General features: G+C 48.5%; 20 protein-coding genes. 11 read left to right on the top strand and 9 right to left on the bottom strand.

Annotated elements, in window-relative coordinates; all coding sequences use genetic code 11:
* Window positions 1-4 precede the first annotated feature (4 nt).
* The 6 genes from ACJJIY_RS08430 (at window position 5) to glpQ (ending at window position 6,690) form a co-directional block, all read left to right on the top strand.
* A complete protein-coding gene (locus ACJJIY_RS08430; RefSeq protein ID WP_282934292.1) occupies window positions 5-667 on the top strand; it encodes a hypothetical protein in 663 nt (220 codons plus the stop codon).
* A gap of 12 nt (window positions 668-679) precedes the next feature.
* Window positions 680-1,342, top strand: a complete 663-nt coding sequence (locus ACJJIY_RS08425; RefSeq protein WP_444892778.1) for a hypothetical protein — start codon at window positions 680-682, stop codon at window positions 1,340-1,342.
* A 30-nt stretch (window positions 1,343-1,372) separates the two neighbouring features.
* Window positions 1,373-2,836 (top strand): M48 family metalloprotease, encoded by a 1,464-nt coding sequence (locus ACJJIY_RS08420; protein ID WP_413664368.1) that lies wholly within the window; start codon window positions 1,373-1,375, stop codon window positions 2,834-2,836.
* Between the two features lie 100 nt (window positions 2,837-2,936).
* Window positions 2,937-4,568, top strand: coding sequence for a long-chain fatty acid--CoA ligase (locus ACJJIY_RS08415; RefSeq protein ID WP_444895211.1), 1,632 nt, complete (start codon window positions 2,937-2,939; stop codon window positions 4,566-4,568).
* A 459-nt stretch (window positions 4,569-5,027) separates the two neighbouring features.
* On the top strand, window positions 5,028-5,447 hold the full coding sequence (locus ACJJIY_RS08410; protein WP_444895212.1) for a hypothetical protein: 420 nt from the start codon (window positions 5,028-5,030) through the stop codon (window positions 5,445-5,447).
* Between the two features lie 154 nt (window positions 5,448-5,601).
* Entirely contained in the window at window positions 5,602-6,690 is a 1,089-nt protein-coding gene (glpQ, locus tag ACJJIY_RS08405) for a glycerophosphodiester phosphodiesterase (protein ID WP_444895213.1), read from the top strand.
* Window positions 6,691-6,735: 45 nt separating this feature from the next.
* Here the strand turns inward: glpQ and ACJJIY_RS08400 are convergent, their stop codons facing one another.
* The 3 genes from ACJJIY_RS08400 to ACJJIY_RS08390 all read right to left on the bottom strand — a co-directional run bounded on the left by ACJJIY_RS08400 (window position 6,736) and on the right by ACJJIY_RS08390 (window position 9,987).
* Window positions 6,736-7,515: an enoyl-CoA hydratase gene (locus tag ACJJIY_RS08400; protein WP_444895214.1), complete on the bottom strand. Its 780-nt coding sequence runs from the start codon at window positions 7,513-7,515 to the stop codon at window positions 6,736-6,738.
* Between the two features lie 215 nt (window positions 7,516-7,730).
* Window positions 7,731-8,651: a dimethylarginine dimethylaminohydrolase family protein gene (locus ACJJIY_RS08395; protein ID WP_413664363.1), complete on the bottom strand. Its 921-nt coding sequence runs from the start codon at window positions 8,649-8,651 to the stop codon at window positions 7,731-7,733.
* 88 nt (window positions 8,652-8,739) lie between these two features.
* A complete protein-coding gene (locus ACJJIY_RS08390) occupies window positions 8,740-9,987 on the bottom strand; it encodes a Zn-dependent hydrolase (protein WP_444895215.1) in 1,248 nt (415 codons plus the stop codon).
* A gap of 129 nt (window positions 9,988-10,116) precedes the next feature.
* Between ACJJIY_RS08390 and ACJJIY_RS08385 the strand changes: the two genes are divergently transcribed.
* Complete coding sequence (locus ACJJIY_RS08385; protein WP_413664361.1) at window positions 10,117-10,899, top strand: tryptophan 2,3-dioxygenase; 783 nt, start codon at window positions 10,117-10,119, stop codon at window positions 10,897-10,899.
* Window positions 10,900-11,026: 127 nt separating this feature from the next.
* Here ACJJIY_RS08385 and ACJJIY_RS08380 read toward each other — a convergent pair whose 3' ends face one another.
* Together ACJJIY_RS08380 and ACJJIY_RS08375 are read right to left on the bottom strand one after the other, a co-directional pair.
* Window positions 11,027-11,452: an ExbD/TolR family protein gene (locus ACJJIY_RS08380; protein ID WP_413664360.1), complete on the bottom strand. Its 426-nt coding sequence runs from the start codon at window positions 11,450-11,452 to the stop codon at window positions 11,027-11,029.
* Between the two features lie 185 nt (window positions 11,453-11,637).
* Window positions 11,638-12,090, bottom strand: coding sequence for a methylglyoxal synthase (locus tag ACJJIY_RS08375; RefSeq protein WP_413664359.1), 453 nt, complete (start codon window positions 12,088-12,090; stop codon window positions 11,638-11,640).
* Window positions 12,091-12,362: 272 nt separating this feature from the next.
* Between ACJJIY_RS08375 and ACJJIY_RS08370 the strand changes: the two genes are divergently transcribed.
* Together ACJJIY_RS08370 and ACJJIY_RS08365 are read left to right on the top strand one after the other, a co-directional pair.
* Window positions 12,363-12,767, top strand: a complete 405-nt coding sequence (locus tag ACJJIY_RS08370; protein WP_282934304.1) for a hypothetical protein — start codon at window positions 12,363-12,365, stop codon at window positions 12,765-12,767.
* A gap of 1,183 nt (window positions 12,768-13,950) precedes the next feature.
* The gene (locus ACJJIY_RS08365) at window positions 13,951-14,868 is read left to right on the top strand and encodes a hypothetical protein (RefSeq protein WP_444895216.1); all 918 of its coding nucleotides are present in this window, start codon (window positions 13,951-13,953) and stop codon (window positions 14,866-14,868) included.
* 70 nt (window positions 14,869-14,938) lie between these two features.
* Here ACJJIY_RS08365 and ACJJIY_RS08360 read toward each other — a convergent pair whose 3' ends face one another.
* From ACJJIY_RS08360 to ACJJIY_RS08345, 4 genes are all read right to left on the bottom strand, one after another.
* Complete coding sequence (locus ACJJIY_RS08360; protein ID WP_444895217.1) at window positions 14,939-15,859, bottom strand: phosphoribulokinase; 921 nt, start codon at window positions 15,857-15,859, stop codon at window positions 14,939-14,941.
* An 83-nt stretch (window positions 15,860-15,942) separates the two neighbouring features.
* The gene (locus tag ACJJIY_RS08355; protein ID WP_444895218.1) at window positions 15,943-19,092 is read right to left on the bottom strand and encodes an efflux RND transporter permease subunit; all 3,150 of its coding nucleotides are present in this window, start codon (window positions 19,090-19,092) and stop codon (window positions 15,943-15,945) included.
* Window positions 19,089-20,252 carry an efflux RND transporter periplasmic adaptor subunit gene (locus ACJJIY_RS08350; protein WP_413664354.1) on the bottom strand — a complete coding sequence of 388 codons (1,164 nt, stop codon included), beginning with the start codon at window positions 20,250-20,252 and terminating at the stop codon, window positions 19,089-19,091. Before ACJJIY_RS08350 ends, ACJJIY_RS08355 begins: the two co-directional genes overlap by 4 nt.
* 382 nt (window positions 20,253-20,634) lie before the next feature.
* A complete protein-coding gene (locus tag ACJJIY_RS08345) occupies window positions 20,635-21,345 on the bottom strand; it encodes a Crp/Fnr family transcriptional regulator (RefSeq protein WP_413664353.1) in 711 nt (236 codons plus the stop codon).
* 345 nt (window positions 21,346-21,690) lie between these two features.
* Here ACJJIY_RS08345 and ACJJIY_RS08340 point away from each other — a divergent pair, with 345 nt between their 5' ends.
* On the top strand, window positions 21,691-22,905 hold the full coding sequence (locus ACJJIY_RS08340) for a TonB family protein (protein WP_444895219.1): 1,215 nt from the start codon (window positions 21,691-21,693) through the stop codon (window positions 22,903-22,905).
* Between the two features lie 158 nt (window positions 22,906-23,063).
* Entirely contained in the window at window positions 23,064-25,136 is a 2,073-nt protein-coding gene (locus ACJJIY_RS08335; RefSeq protein ID WP_444895220.1) for a M13 family metallopeptidase, read from the top strand.
* Window positions 25,137-25,248: the final 112 nt, after the last annotated feature.

Below are 25,248 nucleotides of genomic sequence, written 5' to 3'. Positions count from 1 at the left end.
ACATATGAGGTATAGGTCGACTTCCTTTGGACACCTAAAGGTACTTATTCTTGTAAGTTTCTTCCTGGGTGCTTGCAGTCATACAGTACAGGTGGATGGCAATTACCCAGCCCCAATAGGCGATCAATTGCCAATAACAGTAGGCTTCTACCTCAGTGAAGACTTTAAAAGTTTCACTTATAAAGAAGACAGTGAAGATCGTGAAGAATGGAATATAAGCACAGGCAGAGCACAAAAAAATCTGTTTGAAACAGTACTGGGTTCCATGTTTACCGATACCGTATCTCTATCCAGTTATCCACAGGAAGTCCCCGCCAATGTCGAACTGGTGATAGTTCCAGAAGTGCGAGAGCTGCAGTTCACAATGCCCAGAGAGACAAGGGTCAATATTTTTGAGGTATGGATTAAATACAACATGACCGCATTTGACCCCAGTGGCGGACAGGTTGCCAACTGGGTAATAACCGCTTACGGAAAAACCCCTACCGCATTTTTACAGTCCCAGGAACAGGCATTAACTCAGGCGATAAATATCGCCCTGCGCGATGCCGGAGCAAATCTTTATACCGGGTTTGGGAAAGTCCCTGAACTACAGGCCTTTCTCTCTGGGAAGCGCCGATCGCTATCACTGAGAGAAATCAAGGTGAAAGCCAAAAAGGCTGAATAAGAGGAGTAAATCGTGTTCAAGCCACTTCTAGTTGCAGCGATAGTCTTTATTAGCGGTTGTACCACTGTCGTAATTGATGAGTATCGACGCTCCGATGGTGAGCTTGCCGAAGGAGATTCCGTCGTCATCTTGGGCCGCCGTCATTCCAGTGAATATGAAACAGAGCCTGATTTAATTGCCTGTGTTGGTAGAGAACTACACAACCCTGAGTTAGGTGTAAACATTATTCCAGAGCAAGACTTTGTCGATCTTATGTACCCCTGGTTTGAACCCAGGACAGCACCTATGCATGTTCGCTCCCTAGATCGCCTGATGGAAAATGAAAGTGTGCGTGAGCGAATGGAAACCTATGGAGTGAAGTACATCGTCTGGATTGATGGTTCAACAGAGACCACAGCCAGTGCCGGCTCTATCAGCTGTACCATCAGTACCGGCGGTGCAGGGTGCTTTGGCTTTGGGACCTGGGATAAGGAATCTGACTACGAAGCGGCAGTATGGGATTTCAGGGACCGCGAATTATCTGGGAAACTTAGTGCAGATGCCAAAGGAACCTCCTATATGCCCGCGATCGTGGTTCCAATACCACTAATCGCCAGGGTCCAGAATAATGCCTGTAAAGGAATGGCGCTGCAGCTCCAACAATTCTTGATGCCAGCAGTAACACCCAGTTCATAAAAATTAAGACGCTACGGGAGGCCAGGGGTAATGAAATTTATCGAGCGTGTTTTTGCCAGCGCTATCCTAATACTCAGTGCAGGCTGTGCATTTAACCCTGCCACCAATAAGCCTGACCTTGTTCTAATGTCAGAGGACAAGGAGATCTCCATTGGTAAAGAGATGCATGAGAAGCTAATAGAGAGCACTCCGATCTATAAAGACCCAGTCCTAACCGCTTATGTTAATCATGTCGGGCAAAAAGTAGCCGCCGCCAGCGACAGACCGGATATCAAGTACCAATTTACGATCATCGACAGCCAGGATATCAACGCATTTGCCCTTCCCGGTGGGTATATCTACATCAACCGAGGCCTTCTAACTTACCTGCACTCTGAAGCTGAAATGGCGGCTGTACTAGCTCACGAGATTGGCCATATCACCGCCCGCCATGCGGTAAGGCAAAAAACAGCTGCGACCGGAGCCAGCGTTGTATCAGTATTGTCAGTTTTGGTTACCGGTAGTGGTGTAGTCGGAGATGTTGCAAATTTATATAGCACCGCTGCAGTGAAGGGTTACGGCCGCGAGATGGAACTGGAAGCGGATCGCTTCGGAGCCCAATATATGTTCAACGCTGGTTATGACCCCCAGGCCATGATCAATGTTATTGGGCTATTAAAGGATCAGGAGACATTTGCCCGACGCCGTGCCCGTATTGAGGGCAAGAAACCGCAAACTTACCACGGGGTTTTTGCATCTCACCCTAGAAATGACCTTCGCCTACAGGAAGTTGTAAACGCTGCAGGCCAGCTTCCCGAAGATAACAAAGAAACCAAAGTAGAATACTATCGGGAAAAAACAGATGGCCTTGTGTACGGACAGAACACACAGCAGTCCACTAAAAATCGCTACAATCACAAGCGGCTGGGTTTCTCCCTTCTATTTCCCGATGGCTGGTTGGTAGAAAATCAACGTTCAGCCATTGTCGGCTCTGCACCTGATAAAAGTGCACAAATTACCATTACAGTTACCCAACGCGATGGCAACCAGCCCGCTGACATGGCTCTGCGCTCAGAGTTCGATCTACGACAACTGGAGAAAGGGGAGAAACTCAATCAATATCGACTTGAAGGCCATACCGGAAAAATTCCACCGCTTGAAAAAGAGGATGCAGATCCAGACAGAATTGCGGTAATTTTTTATGGTAGCAGACAATTTGTACTGCAGGGGAAAGTCACAAATGATGAAGACTCAGATCCAGAAGCTATTGATAAATATGACAATTTATTCCTGACCAGCATTAGAAGCTTCAGGCCGCTACGACAAACTGACATTGTAGAAGAGAAGGACATCAAACGCTTGCGCTACGTCCAGGCCAATGAAAAAACTACTTTTGCCTCCCTGGCAAAACATATGGAAATCGGCGAATATGCAGAGGAGCAATTACGCCTCTTAAATGGTTATTATCCCCGAGGAGAACCCAAGCCCGGAGAATGGATAAAGATCGTTCAATAATTTTATAAGAAGCAGCCCCTAATCCTTTTTCTATCACCCCCCAAAATTTTGGAGGGTTAGTGTCTATCTGAAAATAAAAGATAATAATAAGGAGTAAGTGATGAATGGCATGATGATGCAATCCCAGCTCATCCTCACCGGTATTATGAAGCATGCTCTAAGCAACTCACCGGATAGTGAGATTGTTTCAGTTACTTTGGATAACCCCGATTTTCGTTATAGCTATCAACAAGCTTTTGAGCGAGTCTCGCAATTGGCAAATGCACTACAAAAGCTTGGAGCCAATGATGGAGATCGAATTGGTACTCTTGCCTGGAACGATCACCGGCATTTTGAACTCTACTACGCAACTTCTTGCAGCGGGCTCGTTTGCCATACCATTAACCCCCGGCTTTTCCCTGAGCAAATATCTTACATTATTGAGCATGCCACAGATCGATGGCTGTTTATTGATCCACTATTTATGCCCCTAATCGAATCTCTGGCAGAATATCTAGATTCGATTGAAGGCATCATTGTGCTAACTGATAAAGCACATATGCCCGCCACAAGCCTGAGCAATGTTTACTGCTATGAAACATTGATTGCAGCAGAGCCCACTGAGTTTCAATGGCCTGAATTAGAGGAAGAGAGTGCAGCAGCACTCTGTTATACATCAGGCACAACAGGCAATCCCAAAGGGGTACTTTATTCCCATCGCTCTCTGATGCTGCATACCTACGGCGTATTGATGCCAGATGTCTTTGCGATTAGAAGGGACGAAGCCATATTGCCTGTTGTTCCCATGTTTCACGTCAACGCCTGGTCAATACCCTATGCGGCACCGGCTGTTGGAGCAAAACTCGTGTTACCTGGCCCCCAAATGGGGTGTGGAGAAACGCTCAGTCAATTAATTCAAAAGGAAGCCGTTACTATCGCTGCCGGCGTTCCAACCGTTTGGCTCGCCCTGCTCAAGTACCTGCGGGAAAGTGAAGAGACCCTACCCAGCTTGAATCGAGTAGTCGTGGGTGGATCGGCTTGCCCCTGGAGTATTATGGAGGAATTCGAGCAAAAGCATGGGGTATACACCCATCACGCCTGGGGCATGACTGAAATGAGCCCACTGGGAACCTACAATGCCCGCATACCTGAGAACCTCTCTAAAGACGAAGCACAGGCCCTCAGGCTCAAGCAGGGCCGAGCGGGCTTTGGGGTCGAGATGCGTATTGTAGACCCCGAGGGAAATACCTTGGCACAAGACGGGCTGGCTTTTGGAGCCCTTCAAGTGCGTGGTCCCTGGGTCTGTGAGCGCTACTACCAATCCAAAGAGTCAGCACTTACCGAAGACGGCTGGTTTGATACTGGTGACGTTGCCACGATCGATGCTGACGGCTACCTGACAATCACTGATCGCACTAAGGATGTTATCAAGTCCGGCGGCGAGTGGATTTCCTCTATTGAGCTGGAGAATTTTGCTATGACACAGGCGGGAGTAGCCGAAGCCGCTGTTATTGGGGTTGCCCATGAAAAGTGGGCTGAGCGGCCTCTCCTGATCATTGTTCCCGCTGAAGGCAAAACACTAAAAACTGAGGAGATTCTGACATCCTTTAAAGGGCATTTTGCCAACTGGTGGATTCCCGATGACTGTGTCATTGCCAAGGAAATCCCCCATACGGCTACAGGCAAAGTCAGCAAAAAAGACCTTCGGGAAATCTATGCCGACTATCTATGGTCTCACGAAGCCACTGTGTGAAGGGGATTAAGACGCTTTTGGCAGGCATCATCGCGGCATAGCAAAGCGTTGCACTGTAATAACGCAATTTTACCTGCCTCAAGTCTTGATTAAATTTTGACGGCGCTGAAATAGCGCCGTTTTAGAATGCTTAACTTCCTGTTAATACCTAAACCAGCGGTTCCTCTGTAGGCGACAATCTTTGCTTGCTGACTATTAACCCTTATCGATTCATGGTTTCCGGGCTGACTGGATATCGGTTTATCTTCTATTGACTTACCTAGGCGCACTAGCCAACCAGAATTGTCTAGAATTATCTTGAGTAGAAGTATCTGACTGTGGATATCCTGGAATATCTCAGTCCATGTGAGAGGGAATAGGGAATTTACACTTCCTTGCGTTGGATGGCACTGGCTTACAATCTAGCCATTATCATACTCCTCACAGCAACGGCATTTACTCATTAACGAGGAAGTCACAATGAAGAAATTATTCAGTTTGGTAATCGCTGCAATAATTACCATTTCTGCAAATACCCTAGCTTGGGCAGATAATGACCATGCCGCACAACTTGCGGAGCGCTTAGAGGCAACTAAAGCCAAGCTTAACCTCTCTGATGAGCAGGTAGAAAAAGTAAAGCCAATCCTGGAATCAGCCAATGAACAACGCCGCCAAGTGCTTGCAAAATACGGCGTTAACATAGAAAGTCCCTCTGGCGCTATCCAAAAGATGAGCTTTCGTGAGAAGCGCCAGTTAGGCAAAGAAATGGCCGCTATCAGAAAATCTACGCTCAGTGAAATGTCCACCGTACTGACGGATCAACAATTAGCAGAGTTCAAAAATCTTCAAGAAGAAAATCGAGCAGCCTTCAAAGCCAACCTTCAAGAGAGAAGAAATTAGAGTCTCCAGGGTTCATAATGCCTATCAGATAGACGAAGCCGCGCTGAATAGCTCTGCGAAAGCCTCGTCCCGGCGGGGCTCTCGTATTCAGTTATATCCCTGTCACATTTCTCTGCTAGAAAGTGCCCCACAATTCATCACGGGCCTTTATCAGATGTTAAAAAACATTCTATCAGTAGTGTTGATTGGCTTTTCTATAGCCGCAACACTAACCTGCGCGGATAACTTTGATCAGAGAAATAAACAAACTATTGTGGTAGCTCATAGAGGTGCCTCAGCCTACCTACCTGAACACACCCTCGAATCCAAAGCGCTGGCTTACGGTATGCGTCCAGACTATATCGAGCAAGATTTGGTACTCAGCAAAGATGATCACTTGATCGTAATGCACGATATTTATCTAGATAGTGTAACTAATGTCGCCAACGTTTTTCCCCAGCGCGCTCGCGATGATGGTCACTTTTACACTATCGATTTTACCCTAACCGAACTTAAACAGCTTCAGGTATCAGAGCCCTTCATAGATAGTGAGGATGGACTTCAAGCAAAATACCCCGAGAGATTTCCAATATGGAAATCTAGCTTTAAGCTATCCACCTTTGAGGAAGAACTGGAATTAATTCAGGGGCTTAACCGATCTCTGGGCTACGATATTGGCATTTACCCGGAGATTAAAAAACCCTACTTCCATCACTGGGAAGGAAAAGATATTGCCTCTATAGCTTTGCAATCACTCAAGAAATACGGCTATACCGATCGCGATCACAAAGTTTTCTTCCAGTGCTTTGATGCAGAAGAGCTTCAGCGAGTTAAATTTGAGCTGATGCCCTCCATGGGGATGGATCTATCATTAGTTCAATTGATCGCCGCCACCGACTGGGGGGAAAAATTGGTCGAAGTGAATGGAGAAATTGAAAAGTACAATTATGACTGGATGCTGCAACAGGGGGGCTTGCGCAAAATCGCCACCTACGCAGATGGGATTGGCCCCTGGTATCCTATGTTAATGGAAGTGACAAATGGCCAACCAAGAGCTAACAGTGTTGTCCGCCGGGCACACCGCAGACAACTAGAGGTTCACCCCTACACTTTCCGCGCCGATACAGGCAAGATTCCCGAAGAATTTGAAAGCTTCGAGGACTTCCTGCATTTCGCTGTATATCAGCTGCGCATTGACGGTCTCTTTACCGACCACCCCGACAGAGCCGTTAACTATCTTTCCCGGGGACATAGGGATCGTTAAAAAATGAAATCAGAAAAAAGGCCGCATAGTGCGGCCTTTTTTTACTTAATCAAACTTGGAGAAGTCCGCTGGTCTCTTCTCCATGAAGGCCATAGCAGCCTCTTTAAACTCATCAGAGGCGAGGCGTTCCTTAAAGTAACGGCCTTCGTCTTGAATAAACTCTAACCCTTTCTCTTGAGTTGCTCTGCGCAAAAGCTGCTTAGTTAAACGCAGGGCGGCCGGAGCTTTCCTCGCTAACTCAGCTGCGGCTTCACGTGCTCGAACTATGGCGTGTTCTGGCGCCACTGCGGCATTACAGATACCAATCTCAACGGCTTCCTGAGCACTAAAACGCTTGCTCAACAGTAATAGTTCAGAAGCTTTGGCATGGCCGGCGATCCTGGGCAATAAGTAGCTGGAGCCATACTCTGGACACAGCCCCAGGTCCACAAACGGCATCTGGAACATGGCGTCGTCTCCAGCAAAAGACAGGTCGCAATGCAACAGCATGGTCGTACCAATACCTACTGCGGGGCCATTAACGGCTGCAACTACCGGCTTGGGGAAGTGGTAGAGAGCACTCATAAACTGGAAAACCGGAGACTCCTCCCCTTCGGCAGAGCCGCCCAGGAAATCTGTCAGGTCGTTACCACTGGTGAATATACCCTCAGCACCGGTAATAATCGCGACGCGAACATCCGGGTTTGTAGCTGCGCTATTCAATAACCCTGCCATCGCGGTATACATGGCCATAGTCAGGGCATTTTTGCGCCCGGGTCGATTAATCGTAATCTCGAGGATGCGGTCCTTAAGCTGAGCCTGAATTTCAGCGCATTCGCTTTGCATATTGTTCTCCGGGGTAAGAAGTAGATTGGGCTACTCTCAGTAGCCTAATTATGGAACCCCAACGGAAGCCACTTTTAATCCGCTGTAGGCCATCTATTTAGGAGATTCATATTAACCGCTACTCCCAGAGGTTCGAGTTCCTAATCAACCACTTTCGTTGACGGGATTAACCCGGTCACCAGTGACCGGGCCCTCTAGATAACCATCAACAGTAATCAAACTTTATTGGCTGAATCCCGGCGCAGAGGTTGGCACATGCAATGAACGCCACCGCCCCCCGGAGTAATCATTGAAATATCCGGGTCGATAACTTCCAGGCCATGTGCGCGACACTTCTCCGCCAGTCCGGTATTGGCCTTAGGTAGCATCACTCGATCGTTCCCCAGGGCAACGACATTCACTCCAAGTTCCAATACTTGCGGGAAGGGAATATCGATAATCTCTATATTTCGGCTTTTAAACCACTGCACCAGCTCCGGCTCAACAGCATCAACACAAATTGCTGCCAGCTTTTCCGCAAGCATGGCTACCATCACATCAATATGCAGGAAGAACGGATCGAACTGGTAGCCTTTAACTTCCCAGCCCTCTTTTTCCACCCAACTTTTCATCTGCTCAAATCCCTGCGGGCTGGTGCGTTCGCCGGAGTAGCCACACAGAATGACGCCGGGCTCTAACACCATAAAATCACCGCCCTCCAGAGAGCCTGCGGTGATAATGTCGTAAATAGGGATATTCAGCTCTGCATATTTCTTCACTATGGGCGCCCACTCACCACGGCGCCAAGGGCTGAACATCTGAGTCACGATAGGCCCCCAAGGGGTCATTACCGAGGAATCGCGACCGTAAATTTGGTAGGGCAATGTGTTATCCGCTGGAATAAGGTGCGTATTCACTCCTGCGTGGCGGTAAGCATCGAGCATCTCTCCATGCTGTGTCATCGCCACCTTGTGATCAAACTTCATACCGAGGCGCTCGGCACGTCGCGCACTCGCATTACCAGTGCGCCAGCTGAAGTTATCCACAGGCCCAATTAGAACATCTCTCAGTACACCGTATTCTGAATCCATCCCCCACTCACTCAGGGGTGCCGTACCGCCGTTATCCTGACGGTGCTTCAAAGTAAAATTACTCATTCGCCTAAATTCCAACTTGTTATCAACTATGCCAAAACAAAGACAGTGCAACGCCGAGAGTTGACAGAAGCACTTGTTTTACTGCTACTTAAGCCTGCTCCGCACTGTTTAGCATTGCGTGAAGCAACACATTACAACCCGCCTCAAGATGATCCGGCTCCGCCGATTCTGCTTCATTGTGCGACAGCCCTCCTTCACAGGGCACAAAGATCATAGAGACAGGGGCGACTCGGGAAACATATACGGAATCGTGCCCAGCACCTGAAACCATCTTGCGATTGCTATATCCCAAGGTCTGCACAGCACTGCTAACCGAATCAATGCAATGCTTATCAAAGGCGACGGGAGGTGAGTACCACTCTTCACGAATATCGACTCTGGTACCTGTCTCTTCCTGTACTCTTTCAGCCGCCTTATACAAGGCTTTATGCAGATGGTTTAACCCTTCAGGTAACGGGTGACGGAGGTCCAGTGCCAGCACAACCTCTTCAGGAACTGTATTTCGGCTGCCCGGCGCCGCCCTTAAATCCCCACAGGTCATACGCGCATCTTCTGAATACTCCCGGACTTCACGATACATGCGCTCGCACAGAATGGACATTGCCTGGACCGGATCACGGCGGTCCTCCATCGGAGTTGGACCCGCATGGCAAGGCGTTCCGTAAAAAGTTACGTCATACCAGCGAATACCCTGTACACCAGTGACAACACCAATTACCTGATCCTGTTTTTCGAGGATCGGGCCCTGCTCGATATGCGCTTCAAATGAAGCTTTAATAGCCCTCGGCTGAGCTGGCTCAGTACCGAGATAGCCGATCCGCTCCAACTCTTCACCGATGGTGATGCCCGATTTATCCGCGCGGCTGTGCCCATACTCCAAGCTAAATTCGCCAGCCCAAACCCCGGAGCCCACCATTGCAGGAGAGAAGCGCGCACCCTCTTCATTAGTCCATACAACCACCTCTAATGGGGCCTTGGTCCTGATACCTTGATCCTCTAGAGTGCGCAGAACTTCCAGGCCGGCAAGTACGCCATATACACCGTCAAATTTGCCACCCGTGGGCTGGGTATCCAAATGAGAACCAGTCACTACCGCAGGCAAGCTGTTATCTGCTCCCGGTCGTCGGGCAAAAATGTTGCCCATCTGGTCCACTCTGACCTCACAGCCTATATCTCGGCACCAGCGCACGAAAAGGTCGCGCCCTTCACGGTCTTCATCTGTCAGGGCTTGTCGATTGCACCCGCCCGCTGGGGTCGCGCCTATCTCAGCAATTTCCATCAGGCTATCCCAAAGGCGAGAGCCATTGACACGTAGGTTTTGCGCTGGGTTTTCCATTCAAAGAGCTCCGGGCTTTATAATGGGTCCAATATAAATCACTTTGCCGTAATTTTTGTTTTGATCCACACCGGCTAAAGAGAGCATTATTTTGTAACTGGTCAAAACACACTCAGGAAGCAGCTGACTATGACAATAACTTATAGCTCTTACCTAAAAGTAGACGAGCTTTTGCAGTGCCAAAAACCCCTTTCCGATGGTCCCGAGCACGACGAACTACTTTTCATTACTATTCATCAAAGCTACGAGCTCTGGTTCAAGCAAATGTTGCATGAACTGGATTTCCTGGTGCGACTATTCAACGCAGGTGAACGCAATCGCGCATTGCATACACTTAAACGTGTCGACACGATTTATCGTACTTTGATTCAACAGGTCGATATCCTGGAAACCCTAACCCCACTGGAGTTTATGTCTTTCCGCGATCGACTATCCACGGCTAGTGGTTTTCAGTCGTACCAGTTTCGCGAGTTGGAATTTCTTTACGGAGCCAAGGACCCGAAAAAACTGGAAAACTATACCCCTGGCTCAGAGCACTACCAGCGCTTGATGAAGCGCCTTGAGGCGCCGACCCTTTGGGATGCTTTCCTAAACTTTTTGGTTCACGAAGGGCATAAGGTACCCGCTAATGAGCTTGAAAGGGATTTTAGCCAAGTTGCGGAACCTTCTTCAGCCGTCCAGAAAATACTGATCGATATCTATCGCAATGATCCACTGGTAAGTGAAATCTGTGAGGCTTTGGTGGACATCGATACTTCGTTACAACAGTGGCGTTACAGACATGTAAAAATGGTCGAGCGAACAATTGGCAGGAAAATGGGGACTGGTGGATCGAGCGGAGTAGGTTATTTACAGGGAACCCTGTTTAGACCGGTTTTCCCCGACCTCTGGGCAATTCGTTCAGAATTCTGATATCGGATTTCATTTGAGGGGGTACTTAAGTACCACCCCAATTTGTGACCAGTTCAAAACCATAATTCACAAATGAAAAAAGCCAGCAATATGCTGGCTTTTTAAGCGCGGGTAACTCACCGGGAACTTAGTCCTCGTAAGGTACCAGGGAGACCTGAATACCCAGGCTCACTTCCTTCGCGGCATCCGCAATCTGTACGTAAGTATCCGCACTAGACTTGTTGTGTGCACGCACAATCACCATTGCCTGCGGGTTCTCCGCATACATCTGGGCGATACGGGCCCGTACAGCACGGCTGTCAATACGGCTGCCATCCGCCATGGTGATTTCATCATTTGCGCTAACCATCAACAGAATATTCTGCTTGGTAGGATCTGGCTCAGCATTGCTGGTCTCATTCGGATCAGGCACATTCACATCCAGCGCCTTCTCTTTAACAAATGAAGCAGTCACGATAAAGAAGATCAACATGATAAACACAACGTCCAACATGGGCGTCAGGTCGATATCTGCCTTTTCTTCTTCTACGGCCTTTCCGCGTCGTCTACTCATAAAACACCGTGCAATTTTCAAATATCAGGGGTGCCGGATTGACCGGTCTAATCTGGTGGGCAAGATTGCCGCGATTTCGCAAGCATTGCAAGTGCGAGCGATAACAGAGATAAATAAACTTTAAAAATCAATAAGTTACAGAATCGAGCCGACAGAAAAGATCAAATTTTAAGCAAAAATTCCGACTAACGTCCTGCTAGATAGCTGTGATAGTCAGGCACCTCATGCTCGAAGGATTGGTCCATCAATGGTGACTGTACCACCATATCTGCACTGCTCTGGTTGCAAGCCACTGGGATATTCCACGCTGCAGCAATACGCAGTAGTGCCTTGACGTCTGGGTCATGGGGCATGGGCTCAAAGGGGTCCCAGAAGAATATCAGTAAGTCCACCTGCCCCTCGCTAATCCTCGCTCCGAGCTGTTGATCACCTCCCAGAGGGCCACTTAAGAGCTTTTCGACACTTAAACCCGTCGCATCTTCAATTTTTCCACCAGTAGTCCCCGTAGCCAATAACTGGTGTCGTTTGAGCAGATTGTGATGTCTGAGACACCACTGAATCATGGCATCTTTACGGTTGTCATGGGCTACCAGAGCCACTCGCTTTGTCGCCGGCAGTGCTTTAGCAATAAATTCCATTTGAACCTCAATATCAAGAGTCTCTTCTATAGTATCTCAAATAAGCACCGACAGATTTGATTTTCCCGTAGGTTTAGTCCCTGTTATCGCAACCCAACTCCTTTATAGAGACTTCCAAAATTACTACAAAACGATTCATTAGATTCGAAGAAGTAATGTGGATTAATTCAAAGACCTCTTTATTCATTGTTATCTAGAGTAAGATCCCCCTGAACACAGCCCCCCTCGCTATAATGCAACAGCAAGAAACCGGACCTTTATAAGGAGTAAGTATGAGCGTAGGAGCCTGGGAGCCACAGGTAAGTGGCCCACAAAATGAAACCAGTGAAGAATTCAACCGGGAGCAGTTGCTCAGACTTATCGAAATTGCAGAGTCAGATAAACCTTTTACAGAATCAGTAGGAGCGTTTGAAAAAGTACCCTCTACACTTATTCGCCTTCCCTTCCAACACTGGATCGAAGAGAGCGAACATTGGAACAGTGCCCAGCTATGGCAACTGATCCGCTTCTTTACCTTGGCAGAAATGAATCTGCCAGGCTGGGACGCCGGCGCTGAGTCTGCAGTAATTCCCCTCGCCAAAGTACTCAAGCAACGCTCGACGCCATTAACAAAAGAACAACTGTTATGGATTCGCCAGAATTCCAACAATCGTTATTTGCCCTACGGGCCACTATAAAGCTACGCGATTGACTCCATATCACCCCAGTGACAGAGATATTCTGTTACTGGGTCAGTCCTGTCCCCCTCTCCCATTGCAAAACTCATAAGGTTGCCTTCGGTAAGAGCAGCCACTCCAAAGCAGAAGCATTGCCCATAAAAATATCATTAAGATTGTTGATCAACGCACGGATAATCAGGACTGCATTCAAATAGCTTCTGGTATTACTTGCCTCTGAACAACTGCCCTCTACTCCTTTTATGGCTAGCAGGGATGTCACGTGATAGCAAAACAAATGACTGGAGACCAAGCGCTCGCTTTCTCGGTAATTAAAAAGACCTCAACTGAAGAGCACAAACTAATACAGTTCCGTCCCATTAAATACATGGTTATAACTAGATTTATCACTGGTTTGCTTTCCGCTATGTAAAAGTAAACCTCGCAGCAATAATGTCAAATCCCGGCAGCCAAGACCCCAAATACCCCAACCGGTTGGAACTTATATACTGGGCAGTAGATCCCGTACATGAGTGTAAGTTCGCTCCCAGTTTTTAATTCCTTACTAAATGCCAGGGTACGGCAGTAGGATTCAAACTGTCTCTGACATCTTGACACTTGCAACTTTCCGCAATTTGAATATCACACTTCAATACGCAAGGTTACACAACCAGCTATGGAGGTTGCCCGCTAATTGGCGCAGGCAAAAGCTCGCAGTTAAGTTTTGTTAATCCGGCTCTCTGTTAATTGATGAACAGAAACTATCTGCCACCATCAAAATCCAACTATAAAAGCCAAAACAACTAAACCAACAAGTTCATAAAGCTTACAAAATTACTCAACTATTTAACGCCACCGATACTGACCTGATACAAGGAATATTGAAGTTAAAGAATCACCAGTAATGAGTGCTTTCAAGTTCCCAAAAAGATCAAAAACACAGTTCAAACGGCCCCCAATTGAAAAATATGTAAAAAAAAGCCATTTTTTTTACATTAAATAGAAAAAAACCATCTAAAGGACTTGCAATTAGGTATACAAATAAGCTGCAATTAGCGCCGCTAGCTTGGGGGGACTCACTATCAATTGTTTTCTGCCGAAAACATGCATCTTGGACGGTGCCTAATTCCGTTAAAGATGGCTGAGAATAATTGATAGGAATGCCCCCACTTACTAAAACAATTCATTTTGCAGGGATATTTAAATGGCTACTAAAAAAGCTGCTCAAGTCGCTACCAGCGACGTCGCAAAAATGGAAGCGGAGCTACGCTCCCTTACCGCTAAACTGGAAACTGCCCGCCTTAAGCAGGAAAAAGACCTGACTGTCAAAGCCGAGAAATTGGCAAACAGTGCCAAGAAAGCTGCTGCTAAAGCAAAAACTACTCAAGATAAAGTAGCGACTGTTAGAGCTAAGAAAAAGACTGCTGCTCAACAGCAACAGCTGAAAAAAGCACGTGAAGCCGCCGCTGCAGCTAAAACTGCTGCAACTGAAGCCAAAACTGCCGCAACTGAAGCCAAAGATGCACTGGCTGAAATCAAAGCCGCCAACAAGCTGGCTTCTCAGGTAGCTAAGATCGTCGCTAAAGAAGAAGCTGCTGTAGCTAAGAAACTGGCTGCTGCTGAAAAGAAAAAAGCCGCTGCCGAAGCAAAGAAAACTGCTGCTGCCGCTAAAAAAGCCGCTGCTGCTGACAAGAAGAAAGCCACCGCAGCTAAGAAAAAGCCCGGCCGCCCAGCTAAAACTGAAGAAGCCAAGAAGAAGCCTGGTCGTCCCGCTAAGGCCGAAGAAGCTAAGAAAAAGCCTGGCCGTCCCAAAAAAGACGCCACTGAAGCCAAAAAGAAGCCCGGTCGCCCAGCAAAAACTGAAGCCGCTAAGAAAAAGCCCGGCCGCCCCAAAAAAGCAGAGACCGCAACCGCCGCAGCAACTGATGCTGCTCCTGTAAAACGCGGTCGTGGCCGCCCACCTAAGGCAGAATCCGCACAAAAGAAGCCCGGTCGCCCAGCAAAAGCGGAAGCCGCTAAGAAAAAGCCAGGGCGCCCCAAAAAAGCAGAAGCCACAGCCGCAGCAGCAACTGAAGCTGCTCCTGTAAAGCGCGGTCGCGGTCGTCCGCCCAAGGCTAAGTAAGCCAGCGCTTAAGTAAAACTGATTTATTCAGTTAGTTTAAACCCTGGCCTCGCCAGGGTTTAAACAGAACTTACTGCATCCGCAAGCCCTTCACCTGATGGTCCTCCCCCAACTCAATAACACAATCTGCCCAACCCGGCATATCCTCTAGTAAGCTCCGCGTCACTCTTTCGTAGTGTTGTACAAACTGAACAATTTGTTGATCTGTCATCCCCATTCCGGAGCGAATCCTGAGTTTATGTTCCTGTAACTTACGCCACTCAACGATACATTCCATACTCGGCGCTTTGAGCATCACCCATACATCGATAAGCGAAAAAAGATCTCGATAAGAACCTTCCAACTGTTGATTAATATAATTTCGCCATTCGCCAGTACTATCTTCCCTGCACTCCAGTTCATTGAGCGGTCCTTCATGCCCTTCTGAAGGCTTGGCCCCTAGGCACCATCCTTCGAAGATAACAACATCAACTTGCCCCTTGAATACGGGCCACAAGTGCTCAGGGATCCGATCATCACGTCCTTTATCAAACCTAGGTAATGCTATAGCGGAATCAGTATTGGCTGCACACAGGGCCTTGAGCATGCTAATTCCCAAGCCGATATCATGGGTTCCCGGCACACCACGAGTTTCGAGTAAAGGGTGTACCTGTGTAGCCAGCTTGCGGCGCTGTTCCAGCGTTAAATAGATATCATCCAGAGACAAAACACAGCAGCGATAGCCCATCGCCTGGTAAATACATTGCCACACGTCCGCCAGGGTCGACTTGCCGGTACCCTGCCCCCCGCTAACCCCAATTAATAATGGATTGCTGCGCTTATGGCGAGTCAGTACCCAAACTCCGAGGGGAAGAAAAAGTTGTTCGAGTACCTGGAGGAAATCGCATGGTAATTGGTGCTCACGCAACAACTCCTTAAAAGGCCCCGATAAACTCTCCTTAAGCTGTCCACTACGCTCTAAAACTTCATTCGGCCATTTAGCCTTATTCATAAATTCCCTGCTATAAAAACGGGGGCCTAAGCCCCCGAATTTTGTGATCACTAAGTATGATTACAGTACTTATATAGCCGTCACTAACTCGTTACCGACTCAATAACCCCCTCTGGATTACCCCTCTTCTTGGAGCGGCCCGGTAGTACTAACATAATGGGTGTAACCAATAACGTCAGCAAAGTGGAAAAGGTAAGCCCGTAAACAATTGCACTGGCTAGCTTCACCCAAAAAGAGGCTATCACTCCATCGACAACAATATTGCGTCCGACCATATCCACACTGACGCCTAGCGCCAGGGGCAACAACCCGAGGATAGTTGTTGCCGTTGTCAAAAAGACCGGTCTCAGCCTCTGTGTCGATGCCTTTACTGCTGCTTCCGTTGGTGTCAGGCTCGGCTCATTCTTACGCACGAAATTATAGGTATCTATCAGTACAATATTATTGTTCACCACGATTCCAGCCAGCGCCACAATCCCCACTCCAGTCATAATCACACTGAAGGTGCTTTGTGTTATTAGCAGACCAAACATCACCCCCAAAGTGGACATAATCACAGATGAAAGTACTAATAAAGACTGATAGAAGCTGTTGAACTGTGTTACTAACAGGATAAACATTAAAAACAGAGCCAGGAGGAAGGCTATGCCGAGGAATTGAAAAGACTCATTCTGCTCCTCATCCGCCCCACGGAATAGCAGCTCAACCCGGTTATCCACCGGATTACTCTGCAACCACTTCCTTATTTCCTTCACTTTGTCATCCGGCAGAATCCCCTCTTGCGCATCAGCCTTGATTTGCATGCGAGTAATTCCGTCGATTCGCTCAATCTTATCGACCTTGGGCATGGCTTCTGTGTGCACAAAACTGCTAATCGGAACGGTACCTTGCACGGTATTAACTTTTAGCTGATCGAGCGCGGCTATGCCTCTGGCACTTCTGGGGTACCTGATACGTATATCTACTTCTTCATCCGTATCATCGGGTCGATATTCTGCAACCCGGACGCCATTGGTAACCAACTGCACCGCCCTGCCAACTTCAGTTAGATCGGCACCATATAGGGCAGCCTTGGCTCGATCGACTTTCACTTCCCACTCGATGCCAGGTAGTGGCGCGGTGTTTACAATATCTCGCAACCCGCCAATTTCCTCCATTGCACGGTGTAGTCGCCAGGTTTCCAGCAGTAGCTGCTCATAGTTCTGACTGCGCAACTCCAGAACAATATCCTTGCCTACCGGCGGTCCTCCCTCCATTACATTTGCGGTTACTTTAATTCCGGCAAAATCTGAGGTGCGGGAACGGATATCGGCAAAAATGTCGCGGCTCCGTCGCTCGCGTTCCTCTGCGGGATAAAGCTCCACTAACATATTGGCGATTTGATCTGGGGAACGATCAGAATTTCCAGAAATTCCGCCAGAACCAATAGTAGTGTGAGCTATTCGGACCTCAGGCACACTAAGCACGGCTCTTTCCACTTGCACCACCAGGGCTTTTTTCTCCTCCATGGACAAATTGCCCTGGGCCCTAATTTCTACATTACCGTATTGCTCTTCTGTATCCGTGAAAAATTCAACACCCGCACCAAAATTGACAAAGCCAATAAAGATGGCAACCAGAATGGCAATAGTGGTTAAGAACCCACCCAATGGGCGCTGCAGAACCTTCTCAAGAATACGCGCATACCAGCCGGTAATTCCAGGCAGGGCTCGAGGTAACCCATCCTCTAACTGGCTCAGGTAGTTACGAGTAGAGGCATCCATTGCGCTTTTGCCAAACAGTGAACCCAACACAGGAGCAAAAAACAGGGCGTACAAGAGTGACCCCGCCAATACTGCAAATACTGTAACGGGCAGGTAACGCATGAAGTCTCCCACCACTCCAGGCCACAGCATAATCGGCAAAAATGCTGCAAGGGTAGTCGCCGTTGAGGCAACTACCGGCCAGAACATCCGACTGACTGATGCAATATATGACTCCCTTGCTGACAAGCCTTCAGCCATTTTCCGATCGGCAAACTCGGTAATCACAATGGAACCATCAATTAACATACCGAGGGCCAGCAACATTCCGAACATCACCATAAAGTTAAACGAATAACCCAGATACCAGGTGATGATGGAACCAAACAGCAAAGAGAAGGGCACTCCCAGTCCCACCAGAATTCCCGAGCGAAAGCCGAGCGCGGCAACGACAATAATCATTACCAGTAGCATCGCGGTCAGGATGTTTCCCTGCATCTCACTGACCATATCCCGTGCGAAATCAGATTGGTCAAAAACAAACTCAACCGTAATTCCCTGTGGCAAAACACCAAATTCAGCCTGAACCACTTCCCGGACTCGATCCGCAACATCGACAGAGCTGGCATCGTTGCGCTTTTCAACATTAATAGCGAGCCCCGGGCGACCATTGATACTGGTGTAGCTCACTGCATCTTTGAAGGTTCTGCGAATATCTGTAACAGCACCCAAGGTCACAACTCCATCGCGTGACTTCTTGAGCGGAATTTCATAAACATCCTGAGCGGTCTCAATCAACCCAGGGACTTTCACTGAAAAACGGCCCCGATTGGTTTCCAGCTCCCCTGCAGGAATTAACAGATTGTTCCCCAATACCGCGTTGATTAACTCCGCACTGGTGATTTGATAGTGCTCCAGTCGCACCGGATCAATCACTGCCTCAACAACCTCCTCCCTATTACCGTGGAGATCTGCACCTAGCACCTCAGGGATACTCTCTATCTTCCGCTTAAGCAATTCAGCCGAGCGCAGTAAAACCCGTTCATTCACTTGCTCGCCGGATAGGGTAACGACGATGGTAGGGAAAGGTTGAGCGGATACTTCCTCCACAGTGGGCTCGTCGGCATCCCGGGGCAGCTCAGCCCTGGCCCGCTCTACAGCATTGCGAATATCATCGACGGCATCATCTACACCAATGGCAGAGTCAAATTCAATCACGATATATGCAAGGGATTCCCGGGCGACAGCAATCACCTCGACAACCCCTTCTACCGCACGAATTTCCTTCTCCAGAGGGCGGACCAACAGGCGTACACCATCCTCTGGGGAAATTCCCTCGTGAGTGACCTGTACAATTACAAATGGAGGGTTCACCTCAGGGCTTGATTCAATTGTCATCGCTGCGCGAGCAACTATGCCAATTAAAACGATCAGCAGCATCAGGCATATTGTACTGCGATTTCTTTGAATAGCGCTTTCCAACAGCTTCATCGCGAATCCCCCTCGGGAATCACTGAAGTTTCGGATACCGGAGTCACCTCTGCGGAATCTACTGGGGAAGCTTCCTTCGCTTGGTTCTCCCGGGAAAACTCCTCCCCAGTTTTCAGTATTTCTGCACGAACCAAATCTCCCGTAGTGACATATTCTTGTCCCACAGTAATCAGAGTCACTGTGTCGGGCAGTCCAGAAACCCAGACCCCGCCATCACCATCCCCAACCAGTGAAACATTGATAAATTGCACTCGGTTTTTATCATTGAGAGTCCGCACCCCCAATTCACCGCTATCATCCAGCGTGAGTAGAGATGCATTAATATGGTGGGCCGTAATTTCACCGGTCGGGAGGACCAGCTGACCACTCAAGCCTCCGGGAAGTTGATTACCTGGATTATCTACTGCTACCTCCACTCGGTAAGCCCGAGTAATTTCCTGCGCCTGTTGACTGATATAACGAAGGTATCCGTCTACTAACAGTCCTCTTTGTAATTGGGCTCTCGCCGGCCCGCCCTCAACAAGGCTCCCCACTTGATCCTCTGAAACTTCGCCAACAATTAAGATGGGATCCAAGTCAAGAATGGTCGCGCATTCCTCTCCCCGGCGAATAAAATCTCCCAGCTCCACCGCTCGGCTATTCACTACTCCAGCAAATGGTGCACGAATTTGCAGTTTCTCTACCGTCACTTTGGCACGTGTGTACTCCGCCTTGGTTCGGGCAAGCTCAACTTGCTGCTGGGCCATTGCGGTATCCGACTGCAGTCCTTTTTTCTTAAGTTTCTCGGCACCGGCAAAGTCTATTTCTGCTTTGCGTTTTGCCGCTTCAGCTAATGCCAGTTGCTCAATACGATCTTCAGCCTCGATTTCGCAAATGACATCCCCTTGTCTAACTGTCTGCCCTTCCGCAACTGGGAGTGCAGCAATAATGCCATCCAGTTCAGCGCGCAAACGTACATGCCGGTTAGCCTCAGTGCGCCCATTCACTAGTATCTGAGTGGCGTATGGGCTGGACTCAATGATTTGGGCTTGAATTCGCAATTCAGGCTCTGGCTTCTTGGCAGTTACCTCTTTAGATTCTGACTGCTCATCCTCTGCATCGGAGAATAACTGCCCACTCAGCAGCCATAAAATAGCGATCACCGAAACAATAATTGCCATTCGGTAATTGCGCCTTGACCAGATTGATGCCAATACATTCATAACTTACTAAACCTGTTGGGCAATGATGCGCCATCGCAAAAGGGGTCTTAAATCCAATCGAAGGAATCTGCGATAACAACTGAAGCGAAGCGATTTTTACACAATCACAGCGACTTATAAAAAGCTCCGCTGTGTCCTACTCGAATTCTGTCAATAAATACGTGCTTAATGTCGGGCAAATGAAATATACGAGTGATCTACAAATTTAGACTGGAATCAGCAGATAGTCCCCCCTTAAGAAAGGTGTACACATGTGCCAATAAAAATAAGTACAAAGAGGAGGGAGAGCGGTCAGGAGCGAGGAAATAATTCTCTCGCCCTTGGTTTGAACGGGAAATCTCTACGACAGCATAGATTCCAGAAATCCAAGCATGTCGGATTCATCATCAACCAGCTCACCAGAACCAAACTCCGCATTCCAGTCGAGCAGAATTTGAGCCAAAGCTTTCGCCTGTTCCGCTAAGGCAATTAACTCTTCCCGGCTATTTTTTGGTCCCGTATAAAGTTTCAGCTTTCTATGGCTATTCGCCAACTGATGCCCCGGATACTTGGACCTATAGACCTCCAGTTTCCAACGCAATGAATGCACCATATTGCGATAGAAAACCAGTTTTGCCGGCAACTGTAAAAGTGATAAGTCTTCCAGGTCACCAAACAGCGTACAATCAACGCCTAGAACCTGAGTATCCTGGCTATTATTCGCGGCAAATACATCGGCACTGCGGGGCTCCGCCAATAGCATCGACAAATCACCAAATAACTCACCTGGACGTATTACCGCCAAAGGACGTTCATTTCCCGGAGCCTCCTCAGCTGCGGGACTGTTCACCTTCACATGTAACTCACCGCGTAACAAGAAGTAGACCCATTGATCCACATCCCCTGCACGCAGCAGCTGCTCACCCGACTGAAGGCTGACCAACCGGGAGCGCTTTAGCAATACATCGTATTGCCACTCACTCGAGGCACGAATATCCCGAAATAGATGGATGACATTGAGAAGGCGATCCACAGCATCCCGTGGATACTCGCTAAGAGGTTTAATTTCCATGCACAATTCAAATTTAGTGAAAACTATTCCATTTTCCTGAAAAGAGTGGCCTAAGCCACTCTGCAAAGTGCCATTCTAAACGATATCGACCTAGCACACCTGTTTCTAAGTGTGACAATCGTTTCCTTACCAACCCTTTATCTTGGGCGAATGAGGACAGTCTGACCTTATCAGGCTTGAACTCCGTTCCAGTTACAGTAGAGTTAGGTGTAGTGAGTAGTACATTGTACTCTCACAAGCTTTGGGCGCGCACTTTTTAATCTGACTTGTGTGCATTGGGGTTGGGGCCCCTGAATTCTTACTTAGCGGAACATTTTGCTCCTGCTACTGAGACACCGTAGAACAATGAAATCGATAAAAATTGTCCTCTCTTTTTGGGTGTTTACATTTGCTCTCACTGCGAAAGCTGCACCACTTTTAAACGGTCTTGCATTAGAAAAACAATTTAATAAAGACATTTATATCGCTGCGATCTACTCGGAAAACTTGACCCGGGATTCCAGTACACTGCTCGATAACAACATTCCCCGGCGGTTGGAAATTCGTATTATCACAAATAGCCTTCCCGCACGCCGATTCCGCAATCAATGGATGGAAGCCATTGCGATTAACAACCGCGGAGATACGCTCAGCAGTCAGGCAGAAAACATGGTGACCTTTGCCAACATGTTTAAGGGGCGCTTTGTTAACGGCGATCAATTGAGTGCGGAGTTTGCGGCAGATACAGGCTCGACCACCATATACCTCAACAGCATCCGGTTAGGTGAGATTGCCGACCCTAATTTTTTCAATACCCTGCTGCGAGCCTGGATTGGCTCAGTTCCCCCTTCCAGCGACTTCAAAGACGGATTACTCTCCGCCGGCCAGGTATCAGGCAACTTGATTACCACATTCGAATCTCTGACACCAACTAGTGAACGAATTGCAGACCTGCAACTGAAGCAAATAAACCAGGAAGAGGCTGTCACTGCGGAGGAGGCGCCTACGGAAAAACCACTTCCTACACCCGCCATTGAGATTGCCGACCTACCCCCACTCACCCTAGCCCTGGCAGAAACGGTCCCTGCCGCAGCAATTTCCCCAGACGCAGGTGTAATTCAAGAGGGCTCTGAGGTAGCTTCACAATCAGAGGAATCTGCATCAGCGCTGGCCGAAGAAGAGATTGAATTGATTACGGTCCCTCCTGAGGATGGGCCAATACTGGCCGAAGGTGCAGCCGACATGTTAGAGGAAGAAGAGGAAGCCCCCCTGACGGCGGATATGATCCTGGCACGCCAGATTTACCATTCCAGTTTACTTCGTCACACCTACCGCTATATTCGCTACCCTAAGCGGGCACAGGGGCGTGGACAAGAAGGCAGTGTCCGTCTAAATGTGACCATTAATTCCCAAGGGGAAGTATTAGAGATTCAGCCAATCCAAGAATCCCGCTTCTCGAGCCTTAACCGTGAAGCCCAAGCAGCCGTTCACAGAGCTGACCCGTACCCGGGGGTTCCTTCGCAACTGAGTACGGATACTTATAATTTTTCTATTCCTATCACCTTCCGTCTCCCCGATTGAGCAAAAAGATTAAAACTAGCGTTTTAGAGCCCCGCATTGCGGGGCTTTTTACTAGGCTCAATCCAACGCACCTCTTCCCCAGCTAAACGCAGCCCTCTTGCCCCAGCTCACCCCCTGCTTTTAGTATGCTCGGCGGATATTCAGCCAAAAGAGCAAAAATGAAAAAGTTACTATTACCACTCGCTATTGCCGGTACTCTGGCGGGAGCCCAGTTCCCTCTGTTTGCTGTCGCTCACGACCACTCCACCGGTAGTAAAGCTACCGCTGAGCAGGTTCAGCTTTCCTCGGGTATCGACCTGGGCGCTATGGATACCAGTGTACGGCCTCAAGACGACTTCTTTGCTTATGTAAACGGCACTTGGCTGAAGAATACTGAAATCCCTGCGGACAAGTCCCGCTGGGGTGGTTTCTCTATTCTGAGAGATCAAAGTACCAAGCAAGTCAAAGCTCTGATTATGGAAGCCAGCCAAGGAGCCAAGAGCGCCGATAGCGCCGATGCCAAGCAAATTGGAGATCTCTACAACAGCTTTATGGATAAAAAGCTGATCGAGAAAAAAGGACTCTCAGCTGTTTCCGGCGAACTCGCCAAAGTCGATGCAATTAAGAACCGCAAGGATCTTACCGATTTCTTCGCCTATGCGGATACCGTCGGCTACGATGTACCATTTGGCGGAAGCATCTGGCAGGACCTGAAGCAAGTAGAAAACTACATGACTTTCCTGTGGCAGGCAGGCCTTGGACTCCCTGATCGTGACTACTACTTCGAGGACACTGAGAAGAGTAAGAAACTCCGCGAAGCCTATGTAACCTACCTCACTGATCTTCAAGACCTCGCAGGACTTAAAGAGGCTGACGACTTTGCCAACAAGATCTTCAAACTTGAGGAGAATTTGGCAAAACACCATCGCAGCCGCGTTGATAACCGGGACCCGGAAAAGTACTACAACAAGAAAACTGTTGCAGAACTTAAAGAGCTAATGCCCGTTGTAGATTGGGACAGCTACCTAGCCAAAGCCCAATTGAAGGAGGCAGATAGTTTTATTGTCGGCCAGCCTGAATACCTGGAAGCGGCCAATGAGATTATTGCCAATACTGAGCTGGCAACCTGGAAGCGCTACCTGAAGGTCAAAGTGCTTAATGCAATGGCGCCCTACTTGCATGACGAAATCGCACAACTGCGCTTCGACTTCTACGGCACCACTGTTCACGGTATCGAACAGATGGAACCCCGCTGGAAGCGCGGCGTGCAATTTGTCAATGGTTCTGTAGGCGAGCTGGTCGGTAAGCGCTACGTAGAAAAGCACTTCCCGCCCGAAGCTAAAGAGCGAATGGTTGTACTTGTGGACAATCTGAAGGCCGCCTACCGGGAATCCATCGAATCCCTCGAGTGGATGGGCGAAGATACCAAAAAGCAGGCTCTGTTTAAGCTAAGCAATTTTTCCACCAAAATCGGCTACCCAGACAAGTGGCGTGACTATAGTAACTTGACGGTTAAATCCGACGACCTGATTGGCAACGTTCTGGCAGCCAACTTGTTTGAGTCCTCTTACGATCGCAATAAGCTGGGTAAGCCGATTGATCGCGATGAGTGGGGCATGAGCCCACAGACGGTGAATGCTTACTACAACCCAGCCATGAATGAAATCGTATTCCCTGCAGCGATTCTGCAACCACCATTCTTTAATATGAATGCGGATGATGCAGTCAACTACGGCGGTATCGGCGGTGTAATCGGCCACGAGATTGGGCACGGATTCGATGACAAAGGCAGTAAATTTGATGGGCGCGGCTACCTCAACAACTGGTGGACCGACTCCGACCGTAACAATTTTGAGCAGCTGACCAGCAAGCTCGTATCCCAGTACAACGCCTACGAGCCGCTTGAGGGTGAACACATCAACGGCGAGCTGACCCTGGGCGAGAATATCGGCGATTTATCAGGCCTGGGAATTGCCTATAAAGCTTATAAAATGTCTCTAGATGGAGAAGAGGCACCTGTTATTGACGGCTTTACCGGCGATCAGAGGGTGTTTATGGGCTGGGCTCAGGTGTGGCGCAGCAAGATGCGCGATAAAGCCCTCAGTGGACGTTTGAAGGTAGATAGTCACTCTCCCGCTGAATATCGTGTGAAAGGCGTACTACCAAATATCGATGCCTTCTACGAAGCATTCGATATTAAGGAAGGCGACGGTATGTACCTGCCTGAAGAGGAAAGGGTAACTGTCTGGTAAACCGGTACCGTCACCTGGCCGCCCACGCGGCCGGGTTTCCCTTCAACCAATTCTACCTCTCCCCCAACAACCCCTAATCTAGCGTACCAATTTACCCTCTATCACGGGGATA

The organism is Microbulbifer maximicatervae (SeqCode) (genome assembly GCF_052468155.1).
This window is presented reverse-complemented; position numbering and strand designations above follow the sequence as displayed.

Excerpts from the sequence above, each read along its gene's own strand:
- ACJJIY_RS08430 (WP_282934292.1), top strand. The coding sequence starts at position 5 with ATGAGGTATAGGTCGACTTCCTTTGGACACCTAAAGGTACTTATTCTT.
- ACJJIY_RS08420 (WP_413664368.1), top strand. The coding sequence starts at position 1,373 with ATGAAATTTATCGAGCGTGTTTTTGCCAGCGCTATCCTAATACTCAGT.
- ACJJIY_RS08415 (WP_444895211.1), top strand. The coding sequence starts at position 2,937 with ATGAATGGCATGATGATGCAATCCCAGCTCATCCTCACCGGTATTATG.
- ACJJIY_RS08410 (WP_444895212.1), top strand. The coding sequence starts at position 5,028 with ATGAAGAAATTATTCAGTTTGGTAATCGCTGCAATAATTACCATTTCT.
- glpQ (WP_444895213.1), top strand. The coding sequence starts at position 5,602 with ATGTTAAAAAACATTCTATCAGTAGTGTTGATTGGCTTTTCTATAGCC.
- ACJJIY_RS08400 (WP_444895214.1), bottom strand. The coding sequence starts at position 7,515 with ATGCAAAGCGAATGCGCTGAAATTCAGGCTCAGCTTAAGGACCGCATC.
- ACJJIY_RS08395 (WP_413664363.1), bottom strand. The coding sequence starts at position 8,651 with ATGAGTAATTTTACTTTGAAGCACCGTCAGGATAACGGCGGTACGGCA.
- ACJJIY_RS08390 (WP_444895215.1), bottom strand. The coding sequence starts at position 9,987 with ATGGAAAACCCAGCGCAAAACCTACGTGTCAATGGCTCTCGCCTTTGG.
- ACJJIY_RS08385 (WP_413664361.1), top strand. The coding sequence starts at position 10,117 with ATGACAATAACTTATAGCTCTTACCTAAAAGTAGACGAGCTTTTGCAG.
- ACJJIY_RS08380 (WP_413664360.1), bottom strand. The coding sequence starts at position 11,452 with ATGAGTAGACGACGCGGAAAGGCCGTAGAAGAAGAAAAGGCAGATATC.
- ACJJIY_RS08375 (WP_413664359.1), bottom strand. The coding sequence starts at position 12,090 with ATGGAATTTATTGCTAAAGCACTGCCGGCGACAAAGCGAGTGGCTCTG.
- ACJJIY_RS08370 (WP_282934304.1), top strand. The coding sequence starts at position 12,363 with ATGAGCGTAGGAGCCTGGGAGCCACAGGTAAGTGGCCCACAAAATGAA.
- ACJJIY_RS08365 (WP_444895216.1), top strand. The coding sequence starts at position 13,951 with ATGGCTACTAAAAAAGCTGCTCAAGTCGCTACCAGCGACGTCGCAAAA.
- ACJJIY_RS08360 (WP_444895217.1), bottom strand. The coding sequence starts at position 15,859 with ATGAATAAGGCTAAATGGCCGAATGAAGTTTTAGAGCGTAGTGGACAG.
- ACJJIY_RS08355 (WP_444895218.1), bottom strand. The coding sequence starts at position 19,092 with ATGAAGCTGTTGGAAAGCGCTATTCAAAGAAATCGCAGTACAATATGC.
- ACJJIY_RS08350 (WP_413664354.1), bottom strand. The coding sequence starts at position 20,252 with ATGGCAATTATTGTTTCGGTGATCGCTATTTTATGGCTGCTGAGTGGG.
- ACJJIY_RS08345 (WP_413664353.1), bottom strand. The coding sequence starts at position 21,345 with ATGGAAATTAAACCTCTTAGCGAGTATCCACGGGATGCTGTGGATCGC.
- ACJJIY_RS08340 (WP_444895219.1), top strand. The coding sequence starts at position 21,691 with ATGAAATCGATAAAAATTGTCCTCTCTTTTTGGGTGTTTACATTTGCT.
- ACJJIY_RS08335 (WP_444895220.1), top strand. The coding sequence starts at position 23,064 with ATGAAAAAGTTACTATTACCACTCGCTATTGCCGGTACTCTGGCGGGA.